At 69.3% G+C, this 11,397-nt stretch carries 7 protein-coding genes; 5 read left to right on the top strand and 2 right to left on the bottom strand.

The window, feature by feature from the left end; translation table 11 throughout:
• Nucleotides 1–104 precede the first annotated feature (104 nt).
• From pknB to FOJ82_RS16160, 5 genes are all read left to right on the top strand, one after another.
• Entirely contained in the window at nucleotides 105–2,243 is a 2,139-nt protein-coding gene (gene pknB, locus FOJ82_RS07090) for a Stk1 family PASTA domain-containing Ser/Thr kinase (protein WP_143937758.1), read from the top strand.
• Between the two features lie 55 nt (nucleotides 2,244–2,298).
• A complete protein-coding gene (locus tag FOJ82_RS07085) occupies nucleotides 2,299–3,543 on the top strand; it encodes a hypothetical protein (protein ID WP_143937757.1) in 1,245 nt (414 codons plus the stop codon).
• A gap of 108 nt (nucleotides 3,544–3,651) precedes the next feature.
• A complete protein-coding gene (locus FOJ82_RS16165) occupies nucleotides 3,652–5,565 on the top strand; it encodes a fibronectin type III domain-containing protein (RefSeq protein ID WP_185975666.1) in 1,914 nt (637 codons plus the stop codon).
• 91 nt (nucleotides 5,566–5,656) lie between these two features.
• Nucleotides 5,657–7,138, top strand: coding sequence for a PQQ-dependent sugar dehydrogenase (locus FOJ82_RS07060; protein ID WP_185975665.1), 1,482 nt, complete (start codon nucleotides 5,657–5,659; stop codon nucleotides 7,136–7,138).
• Between the two features lie 64 nt (nucleotides 7,139–7,202).
• A complete protein-coding gene (locus FOJ82_RS16160) occupies nucleotides 7,203–8,984 on the top strand; it encodes a PQQ-dependent sugar dehydrogenase (RefSeq protein ID WP_185975664.1) in 1,782 nt (593 codons plus the stop codon).
• On the opposite strand, the gene FOJ82_RS07045 is transcribed toward FOJ82_RS16160, so the two are convergent.
• The gene (locus FOJ82_RS07045; RefSeq protein ID WP_143937750.1) at nucleotides 8,971–9,993 is read right to left on the bottom strand and encodes a threonine aldolase family protein; all 1,023 of its coding nucleotides are present in this window, start codon (nucleotides 9,991–9,993) and stop codon (nucleotides 8,971–8,973) included. The genes FOJ82_RS16160 and FOJ82_RS07045 overlap by 14 nt on opposite strands.
• Nucleotides 9,990–11,375: a class II 3-deoxy-7-phosphoheptulonate synthase gene (locus FOJ82_RS07040; RefSeq protein WP_143937749.1), complete on the bottom strand. Its 1,386-nt coding sequence runs from the start codon at nucleotides 11,373–11,375 to the stop codon at nucleotides 9,990–9,992. The genes FOJ82_RS07045 and FOJ82_RS07040 overlap by 4 nt, the downstream gene beginning before the upstream one ends.
• Nucleotides 11,376–11,397 lie beyond the last annotated feature (22 nt).

Raw genomic sequence — 11,397 nt, 5'->3', positions numbered from 1 at the left:
TTCCGCCCGGCGCGCCTAACGCGCGCCTTTCGCTGCCGGTGCCTAGAATCATCCCCACGGGCTGACACGGCCTCCTTCCCCGACCGTGTTTGGAGCAGTTCTTGATGAGCAGCACTTACGACCCGTTGGTTGGCACCGTGTTGGACGATCGCTACGAGATTTTGGCGAAGCTTGCACGGGGCGGAATGGCAACGGTCTATCGCGCACGCGACCAGCGACTCACTCGCACGGTCGCCGTCAAGGTCATGCGCACCGACCTGGGCGAGGACGACGAGTTCGCCGCCAAGTTCGACAGGGAGGCCCGCGCCGCCGCCACCCTCAACCATCCCGCCGTCGTGGGCGTCTTCGACCAGGGCACGGCACTGGGTCGCCCGTACATCGTTATGGAGTTCGTCGAGGGCGAGACGCTGCGCCGCGTGATCAGCCGCGAGGCACCCCTGTCACCCGTCGACGCACTGGACCTGCTGGAGCCGATCGTCTCCGCGCTCGCCTGCGCACACGAGTCCGGGCTCGTGCACCGTGACATCAAGCCGGAGAACGTGCTGATCTCCACCCGTGGCCAGGTCAAGGTGGCCGACTTCGGGTTGGCCCGCCTGATGACCTCACCGCAGATGACGGCCACCGGGGTGCTTGTCGGCACGGCGAGCTACCTGCCGCCGGAGCTGGTCACGCACTCGCGCCCCGACACCCGCAGCGACATCTACTCCGCGGGCATCGTCGCGTTCGAGATGCTCACCGGCACCAAGCCCCACACCGGCGAGAACAACTACCAGATCGCATACCGGCACGTGAACGTCGACGTGACCGCCCCGTCGGAGCGGTTCGCCGCCCAGGGGCACAAGGGGTGGCGGATCCCCGACCACGTGGACGCCTTCGTCGCGGCCTGCACTGCCAGGGATCCCGAGAACCGCCTGGCCGACGGCAGGGCCATGCTCAGGCGGCTGCGCGAGGTCCGGGCGGCGCTGCTCAAGGACCCGCAGGCCGACAACCCCGAACTGGCGCGCAGCCTGCAGCCCGTGGTGGCCCGCGACGGTGACCTGACCCAGGCGATCGCGCCCCGCCCCACGCCGCGGCCGCGCCCGATCGCAGCGGCTGTCGGCGCCACGGCCTCGGGCCACCCCCGCAGCCACGCGTCGGCTCAGCTGCCGAACCACGCCTCGACGGCCGCCACCGGAGTCCTGACGCGGCACCCGGCCCCGGCCTGGGAACCGGTGCGGCCCCGCCCGAGCGGGCGGGTGGAGTCACCCCTGGAGCGTCGTTCCCCGGTCTCGCCGAGGGGCGAGGACTCGGGTAGGCAGCCACGCCTCAGCCGCACGCCCGTGTTCCCCAACGTGCACCTGTCCCACTCCCCCGTGCACCGTCGCCGACGGGGCATCGTCGCGCTGGTCCTGGTGCTGCTGCTGACCGCGGGGGCGGGGATCGGTTCCTGGTGGTGGATGTCAGGGAGGTTCACGGTCGTCCCGACGATGGTGGCCGCGACCGAGGCGGAGGCACTGGCGGCGGTGGCCGCCAACGACCTGCGTGCAGAGACGCTCACCGACTACTCCGAGGACGTTGCCGCCGGCATGGTGGTCTCCACAGACCCGGGGGCCGGTTCCCGCCTGCTGCGCGGGGACACCGTCACAATCACGGTGTCGCAGGGGCCGGAGCGCTACGGCATGCCGGAAGTGGTGGGCAAGGGCGTCGACGAGGCCCGCTCCCTGCTGGCCGCGCAGAACCTGCTCGTGGGAACGGTCACGGAGTCCTGGTCCGAATCGGTGGCGGCCGGGATCGTAACCGCGGCCTCCCAGGAGGTGGGCGCCGCCCTGAAGCGAGACACCGTGGTCGACCTCACCGTCTCCAAGGGCCCACAGCCGATCGACGTCGCCGACCACACCGGACGCGACGCCGCGGCCGCGAAGAAGGCCCTGGAGGACGCGGGCTTCGACGTGTCCGTGACCGAGGAGCACAACGCCTCGGTGGGGGCCGGCCTCGTCATCTCCCAGACCCCGAACTCGGGCACCGGATTCAGGGGCGACGACATCGCCATCGTGAAGTCACTCGGACCGGTGATGGTCGAGATCCCGGACGTCCGCTACAAGAGCACCGACGACGCCACGCAGATCCTCGAGGACCTCGGCCTCAAGGTGGACAAGCGCTACGTCACCGACTTCCCCCTCGCCCTGGAGATCGCCTCGGGCACCGAGCCCGGGCGAGGTTCGTCGGTTGCCGAGGGCAGCACGGTGGTCCTGCTCGTCTCCTAGTGACGCGACGGTTCCCTACACTCGAGGCAGTGTCATTTCTTCAGGGGGAGCTGCCATGGAATCGCCGTTGCTCTGGATCCTGCTCGCCGTACTGGCGGTGGGGATCGGGATCGGGGTCTTCTTCGTCGTCCGCAAGCACAGATACGTCAAGGCGATCCGTGCGAAGGGCTGGACCTGGGTGGAGAGCCCGGGCATCGCGATCATCGTCGGACTCAACGTCCCGCCGTTCGGTCTGGGGTTCTCGCGAAGCGTCGACGACCAGGTGCTGGGTGCCTCGCAGGGCGGCACCGGCTTCCAGGCCTTCCGCTACCGGAGCCAGTTCTTCCGCAGTGACGGCTACGTCCTCACCATGCGCCTGCCCAGGTCGTTGCCCGAGTTCTACCTGTTCGAGCAGTCCTCCCCGCGGGAGGCGATCACCGGGCAGGTCGTGAACCCGGGACCGCTGCAGGCGGTGGCCCCGGACCCCGACTTCGGGCGGACCGTGTTCTCGGCGGTGGCGGGCGCCACCAGCCGGCCGCCGACGGACGCCGACGGCAAACCCATGCGCGTCGACCTGTCCATCGACCACGACCAACTGGTGATGCTGCACGTCCCGCGTGACGTCGACGAGCTCGCGACCGCCGTCGAGTGGCTGGCCGGCGTGCACGCAGCCATCGTCGCCTCCCCCGCGGTCCAGTTCAGCGGTCCCCCGGCGCCGCAGCACCTGTCCTTCCACGGGCTGCCGCACTGGTCCTACGTGCCCCGCGACGACAGCATGCTGGGGCTGGTCAACCACACCCGCGGTGGCCGCAACCACCGCGCGGAGGACATCGTCACGTCCAGCAACTTCGGGCTGCCCTTCATCCGGCTCACCCACCACTGGGAGACCACCCACACCTCGACGGACTCCAAGGGCAACACCACCACCCGCACCGAGCACCACTCGGAGGTCATCTGCGAGTTCCAGACCACCTTCGGCTTCCACGAGATCTCGTTCAACTGGGGCCTGTTCGGCAAGAAGCTGAGCTTCGAGTCCACCGCCTTCAACGACGCGTTCAAGGTCCGCAGCCCGTCGGCACGCTTCGCCCACGACGTGGTGCATCCCCGGCAGATGGAGTACTTCCTGCGGGCCCGTCCGGTCCCGTTCAGCATCGAGGGCAACGGCCGGATCCTCGTGGAGCGTCGCGACTGGAACCCGCAGGAACTGGCCTGGTTCTCCGACTTCCTGCGCGGCTTCTTCGCCCGCGTCCCGGACTTCACCTGGAAGGAGCTCGGCGCCTGGCCGCGGCCCATCACGGAGGTCGAGGACTACAACCGCTGAACTGAGAGAACTCTTCACCGACTGGGAACGACCGTGTTTCCAGGCTGCTGACCTGCTGCCGTGAGCCCGCTGCGGGTCCACTGGGGGTGTACGAGGTCGGGGGACATCGTGAAACTGTTGCGGCTGCTCAGCATCGTGCTACCGGCGATCGCGCTGGTCACCGGCGTCTCGTCGGAAGGCGCCACGGCCACGGACGTGTACACAGAGGAGGGTCTGCACCAGGTCAACGGTCGGGAGTGGCGGACGGCCTGCACCCGGTACTCCTCCAATGTGGACCGTTGCCGCACCGAGATCCTCGCCACCCAGGTGGAGCAGGTTGGTGGGCGATTCGTCCAGTCAACGGACTGGGTGTTCAACAACCTGACGTACAAGCCCTCGCCCCGCTCCGTGTGGGAAGACAACCCGTTGGGCGGCTACGGCGAACCGGGGGCCGCGTTCGGCTGGACTGCCACGGACGGCCGCGGCTGGCGCGTGGAGTGTGACACCGCCGCCACCGGCAACGGCGCCTGCCGCGCCTACACCCGGTCCAGTGTCATCGAGTCCCGACTCGATCGCCGTGGCAACCGCACCTTCCACTGGGTAAACAAATGGGTGTTCAACAACATCGTGCACTTCACCCCGACGGCTCCCACGCCCACCCGGACCGCCCGCACCACGCCCTCTGCGACCAAGACCCTGCTTCCGCCGACGACGCCCACGACCCCGGTCGCGACGGCGACGGTGACCGCGAGCGCCACGGCGGCGAGCACAACCGCGACCCCGACCCCAAGCGTGACGGCGACGGCGACAGCCACCCCCGAGCCGACCGAGTCGGCCACACCCGGAACTGGCCTGGCCGCCCCCTCGTTCGAGGGGATCTCGGGTCGCAGTGACACCTCGATCAGCTTCCGCTTCACCCGGTCCGCAGACGACCTGGGCTGCTCACCCGGGCTCACCTACCAGGTCCGCGTGGACGCCGGGGCCTGGCACGACGTCGGCAACTTCGACGCGGCCTGCGACCGGAGAACGATCGGCTACAAGTTCGAGGCACTGACCCCGGGCACGGAGTACGTCCTCGAGATCCGCGCGGTGCGCGAGGAGGCAGGGACGAGGACCTACTCAGAGTCTGCCCAGACAACAGCCAGCACCACAGGGACGCCGCCGACCGCGCCCGCGTCGCCAACCCCGAGCGCCACGCCCTCGAACACGCCCAGCCCCAGCGCCACGGCATCGGCGTCCGAGACCTCGACCCCGACCGACACCACCGCGCCGAGGAACATCGGGGTGACCAACCAGACGGACACGAGCATCAGTGTCGGTTTCCTGCGTCCTATCGACTCCGACGGGGTGTGCTCGCCCCGGATCACCTACCAGGTCCGGGTCGACGCGGGCGGCTGGGCCGACGCCGGCGGCTTCGATGCCGCTTGTGAGCGCGAGCGGGTCGGCTACAAGTTCGACGGCCTCGTACCGGGGACCCAGTACGAACTCGGGGTCCGTGCCGTGCTCACCATCGACGGCACGAAGTCCTTCTCGGCCGCGATCACCGCCATGGGCAGCACGACGGGTGAGACACCCACCGCCACCCCGACGCCCACGACCAGCCCGAGCGCCACACCGACCGCAACCCAGAGTCCAACCGCGACGCCCACGACGAGCCCGACGCACACGCCCCCACTGGAGCCGACCCCGGAGCCGTCCGCGACGTTCGACCCCAAGGTCCTGTCGGCACCCAGACTTCGTGGGCCCGTCAACCAGACCGAGACATCGATCAGTATCGTGATCTACCGCGTGGAGGAGTCGTTCGGGATCTGCCAGCCGGACATCTTCTACGAGATGCGCGGCGGCGAGTTCGCGGACTGGCACCTGCACGGCACCTTCCCCACCGCCCCGTGCGACGACCCCGACCCCGGGTTCAAGTTCCAGAACCTCCAGCCGGACACCGCGTACACGTTCGAGGTGAGGGCCTACCGACTCATCGGGGACGAGAAGTACTACTCCCCCGTCTCATCGATCTCCGGCCGGACGCCGCCGCTGGAATCGTGAACGTATCCATCGACTTTTGCCAGACCGTGACATAGCCTAAGGAACGGCTTGGGCGCTGATGCCCAAACGAAAACGATCACATGGGGGAAATGTGAAGTCCGTTCGTGCCCTGCTTTTCGCCGTCCTCGCGGTGGCCCTGCTGCCGCTGGCACAGCCGCTCCCGGCCCGGGCGGAGGTGGACGTCTACACCACCCCGGGCACCCACAATGTCAACGGCCGCCAGTGGCAGACGAGTTGCGTGCCCTACTCGCAGACCGAGCGGTGCACGACCCGGATCTGGGCGACGACGGTGGTGCAGTCGGGTTCCCGGTTCGTGCAGCGCAACGCCTGGGTGTTCAACAACCTCACCTACAAGCCCTCGCCGCGCAGCCTGTGGGCGAACAACCCCCTCGGGCGACCGGGAAGCTGGACGGCCAGCGACGGGCGCAGTTGGCGCACGGAATGCGACACGGCCATCACCGGCGGCAACGGCTGCCGCAGCTACACCCGCTCCCGCGTGGTCGAGAGCTACCTGGCCCCTTCAGGGAACCGGGCCCATCGCTGGACCACGAAGTGGGTGTTCAACAACATCGTGCGGTTCGGCGCCCTGCAGCCCGGGACTCCCGGCTCCCCGACCACGCCGGGCACGCTGCGGCTGCCCACCGGGGGCACGGTGCTCGCGGACGGGCTGGACAACCCGTGGTCGCTGGTGTTCGTCGGCTCGCAGCCGTTGTTCACGCAGCGGGACCGCAAGACCATCAGCACCATCGTCGGCGGTCGGGTCTCCACAGTGCTGACCATCAGCGCCGTGCACGCCGAGGCGGAGGGCGGACTCCTCGGCCTGGCCCACAGCCCGACGGAACGCGACAAGCTCTTCGTCTACTACACAACCACCAGCGACAACCGGGTGGTCAGCTACGACATCTCCGGAACCGGGACCGCGCTCAGGCTCACGAACCCGCACGTGCTGGTCAGTGGGATCCCGAGGGCCCGGGCGCACAACGGCGGACGGATCGCGTTCGGCCCCGACGGCAAGTTATACATCGCGACGGGCGACGCCAACCTGCGCGACCAACCGCAGGACAGGTCCAGGCTGGCCGGCAAGATCCTGCGGGTCAACGCCAACGGCACCAGGCCGTCGGACAACCCGTTCGGCAACTTGGTCTGGAGCTACGGCCACCGAAACGTCCAGGGACTGGCGTGGGGCGCCGACGGCACCATGTGGGCCTCCGAACTGGGCCAGAACGACTACGACGAGCTGAACCGCATCACCAAGGGCGGCAACTACGGCTGGCCCACGGTCGAGGGCGCGAGCAACCGCTCCGAGTTCATCAACCCAGTTGCCACTTGGAATCCTGATGAGGCGAGCCCGAGCGGTCTGCTGTGGAAGGACAAGAACCTCTACATGGCGGCTCTTCAGGGCCAACGGATGTGGGTGATGCTGGACCACGACCCGGCAGGCACGATGACCACCACCCTGCGCGGGTCCCCGGGCCGGCTGCGCGACGTCGTGGCGGCCCCCGACGGCTCGATCTGGGTGCTGACATCGAACAACTCCAACGACGAGATCATCAGGTACACGCTGACCAGTTGAGCACCACCACGGCGGGCGCGCCCGAGTGCCTGCCGCCAGATTTCATGACGACGGGGGAAATCCAGTGAAATCCACACGAATCGCAGTGGTCATCGCTCTGGTGGCGGCGCTGCTGCCGCTGGCCCAGACCACGCCGGCCCGTGCCGAGGTGGACGTCTACACCACCGAGGGCCGCCACACGGTCAACGGGCGCGAATGGCGGACCACCTGTGAGCCCTACTCGCAGACCGAGCGCTGCACCACGCTGATCTGGGCCACCACTGTGGTCCAGACCGGCAGCGGGTACGAGCAGCGCCACGGCTGGGTGTTCAACTCACTCACCTACAAGACCTCGCCCCGCAGTCTCTGGGCCGACAACCCTCTGGCCTCTGACGGTGAATGGACCGCTGCGGACGGTCGGTTGTGGCGCAACGTCTGCGACACCCCGGAGACCGGCCGCAACGGCTGTCGCACCTACGTCCGGTCAGCCGTGATCCGCTCCTACCTGGACCGCGACGGCCACCGCAACCACCGGTGGGTCAAGTCCTGGGTGCTCAACAACCTGGTGCGCTTCACAACTCCCGCGCGCCCCGGTGACCCGACGCCGAGCCCCACCTTGTCCCCGGGCCCAGAGCCGACAATCACCCCCGGACCGACCCCCACACCGAGCGCGACACCCACACCGAGCGCCACGCCAACCCGCACACCGAGCGCCACCCCAACACCCACTGCCAGCGCGACCCCGACGCCCACGCGGACACCCACACCAAGCGCCACACCGACACCCACACCCACACCGAGCGCCACACCAACACCCACACCCACACCGAGCGCCACACCAACACCCACACCCACACCGAGCGCCACACCAACACCCACACCGACCCCCACGCCGACGGAACCCACGCTGATGCTCCCGCAGGCGCCCGGGACGGTGATCGCCCAAGGCCTCCAGATCCCGTGGTCGCTGGTCTTCGTCGACGGACGGCCGCTGTTCAGCCAGCGCAATGCGGGCACCATCAGCACGATCATCGACGGCAGTGTGGTGACCGTCGCGGACGTCGCGGGGGTGGATGCCGACAACGAGGGCGGGCTGCTGGGACTCGCGCACAGCCCGGAGATCCCAGACCGGCTGTTCGCCTACTACACCTCCGTCAACGACAACCGGGTGGTCAGTTTCACGCTCTCGCGCGACGGTGACGACTTCACCCTCACCGACCAGACCCCGCTGGTCACCGGCATCCCCAAGGCCAGCAACCACAACGGCGGCAGGATCGCCTTCGGCCCCGACGGATACCTCTACATCGCCACGGGGGACGCCGGCGAGACCTCGAACTCACAGGACCTGGGATCCCTGGCCGGCAAGATCCTCCGGGTGGAGCCCTCCGATGGCAGCCCCGCGCCGGGGAACCCGTACGAGACCCGGGTCTGGAGCTACGGGCACCGCAACGTGCAGGGGCTCGCCTGGTCCGACGACGGCACCATGTGGGCCTCGGAGCTGGGGCAGAGCACCTGGGACGAGCTGAACATCATCACTCCCGGCGCCAACTACGGCTGGCCCGTCGTCGAGGGCGACGAGGACGACCCGGCCTACGTCAACCCGGTTTCGGTCTGGAGCCCCGACGTGGCCAGCCCGAGCGGTCTGCTGTGGCTGGCCGACAACCTCTACCTGGCAGCACTCCGGGGTGAACGGATGTGGGTGATGCTGGACGACAGCCCCGACACCAGCAGGACGGCTGTGCTGCAGAACGGTCCGGGGAGGCTGCGCGACATCGTAGCGGCCCCAGACGGGACCATCTGGGTGCTGACGTCCAACGGAGGCGGCAACGACCGGATCATCTCCTACCGGCTGGTCAGCGAGGGCTGAGGAGCTCCCCGACGACGCGCCCCGCCTCGGCGCAGTCCTCGAGGGACACGTCGAGGTGGGTGACGGCCCTGAGGCTCTCGGGGCCCAACACGCTCAACCGGACGCCCCGTTCCTCACAGGCGGCTGCGACGGTCCGGGCGCCCGGTGCCCGCAGCAGCACGATGTTGGTCTCCACTGAGTCGACGTCGACGGCATGGGGAGCCCTGGTGGCGACCGCGTCGGCGAATGCGCGGGCCGCAGCGTGGTCCTCGCCGATCCGCGGCAGGTTGTGCTCCAGCGCCCAGAGGCCCGCGGCCGCGAGCACACCGGCCTGGCGCCAGCCGCCGCCAAGCCGCTTGCGCTGCACTCGGGCACCGGCGACGTCGGCGGAGCTGCCCACCAGCACGCTGCCCACCGGCGCCCCCAACCCCTTGGACAGGCAGATGCTGACCGTGTCGAACAGTGCCCCGTACTCGGCCAGCCGGCGGCCGGTGGCCGCTGCCGCGTTGGCGAGGCGGGCGCCGTCGAGGTGGCGACGAACGCCCACGCGTGCGAGCTCCGCGCTGAGCCTTGAGACCTCGCCGAAGTCCTGGACGGTGCCGCCGCCGAAGTTGCTGGTGTCCTCCACCGCCACGCAGGCGGTCTCCACCAGGTAGGGGCCGCAGTCAATCGCCAGCATGGCGAGCACGTCGTCGGCCACCACCCGCCCCCGCTCGGAGGTCCAGGTGCGCATCGTGACCCCGTGCAGCGCCCCGTGCGCTCCCATCTCGGCGCGCGCGACGTGGGCCACCGAGTCGCAGAGCACCTCGCTACCGACGGGGACGTGGAGCCAGACGCCGAGCAGGTTGGCCATGGAGCCGGTCGGGCAGAACAGCCCGGCCTCGTGCCCGAGCAGTTCCGCAGTGCGGGCCTCGAGCTCGCGAACGGTGGGGTCCTCACCGTAGACGTCGTCGCCGACGGCCGCCGAGACCATGGCCTCGAGCATCGCGGCGGACGGCCGGGTGACCGTGTCGCTGCGGAGGTCTATCACAGGTCGCGTGCCTGGAAGGCCTGCACGGGGTTCTCGCGCCGAAGGCGGCCCTCACGGAGCCGGGTGGCGACGGTGAATGCCAGTTCCAGGGACTGGTTGCGGTTGAGGCGCGGGTCGCACACCGTCTCGTAGCGGGTGGCCAGGTCCGACTCGGAGAGCTGGGTGGCCCCGCCGACGCACTCGGTGACGTCGTCGCCCGTGAGTTCCACGTGGATGCCACCGGGCCACGTGCCGAGCTGGTCGTGGACGTCGAAGAAGCCATTGACCTCCTCGACGACGTCGACGAACGCACGCGTCTTGTAGCCGTTGACGGCCTCGAAGGTGTTGCCGTGCATGGGGTCGCAGACCCAGGCGACCTTGCGGCCAGTGGCCTCGACGCCGGAGACGACGTCCGGCAGGACGTCGCGCACCTTGCCGGCACCCATGCGGGTGATGAAGGTGATCCGGCCCGGGACGTGGTCCGGGTCCAGCTTGTCCGCCAGCGCGATCGCCTGCTCGGGCGTGGTGGTGGGGCCGAGCTTGATGCCGAGCGGGTTCTGGACCCGGCTCAGCAGCTCGACGTGGGCGCCGTCGAGCTGGCGCGTCCGCTCCCCGATCCACAGCATGTGCCCCGAGGTGCCGTACAGCTTCTGGGAGCGCGAGTCGACGCGGGTCAGCGCCCGCTCGTACTCCAGCAGCAGGGCCTCGTGGCTCGCGTAGAAGTCGATCTCCGAGAGGGCGCGGTCGTCGACGCCGCAGGCCACCATGAAGGCGAGGGCGCGATCGATCTCCGCAGCCAGTTCCTCGTACTCCTGCTCCACCTGGGAGTTGCCGACGAAGTCGCGGTTCCAGGTGTGGACGCCGCGCAGGTCGGCGAACCCGCCCTTGACGAACGCACGCACGAGGTTGAGCGTCGCGGCCGACGCGTTGTAGATGCGCACCAGTCGGCTGGGGTCGTGGACGCGGGCCTCCGCGTCGAAGGCGAAGCCGTTGATGGCGTCGCCACGGTAGGAGGGCAACGTCACGTCCCCGCGTGTCTCGGTGTCCTTGCTGCGCGGCTTGGCGTACTGCCCGGCGATCCGACCGACCTTCACGACGGGGACCTGGGCCGCGTAGGTGAGCACGACGGCCATGGACAGCTGAACCATCAGCTTGCCCTTGATGTTGTCGGCCGTGACGGTCTCGAAGGACTCGGCACAGTCACCGCCCTGCAGCAGGAAGGCGCGCCCGCGGGCGACGTCCGCGAGCTTCTCGCGCAGGTCGTCGGCCTCACCGGCGAAGACCAGCGGCGGCAGGGTCTCGATCTGGTCGACGACGCGGTCCACCGCGTTGAGGTCGGGATAGGTCGGCTGCTGGAGCATCGGCAGCGAGCGCATCTCTTCCCGGGACATATTGGTGGGCATGCCGGTCAGGCTACAGCACAAC

This window comes from Tessaracoccus rhinocerotis (genome assembly GCF_007197885.1).
Taxonomy (GTDB): Bacteria; Actinomycetota; Actinomycetes; order Propionibacteriales; family Propionibacteriaceae; genus Arachnia; species Arachnia rhinocerotis.
This window is presented reverse-complemented; position numbering and strand designations above follow the sequence as displayed.

Coding starts and splice junctions, on each gene's coding strand:
- pknB (WP_143937758.1), top strand. CDS start 105: ATGAGCAGCACTTACGACCCGTTGGTTGGCACCGTGTTGGACGATCGC.
- FOJ82_RS07085 (WP_143937757.1), top strand. CDS start 2,299: ATGGAATCGCCGTTGCTCTGGATCCTGCTCGCCGTACTGGCGGTGGGG.
- FOJ82_RS07040 (WP_143937749.1), bottom strand. CDS start 11,375: ATGCCCACCAATATGTCCCGGGAAGAGATGCGCTCGCTGCCGATGCTC.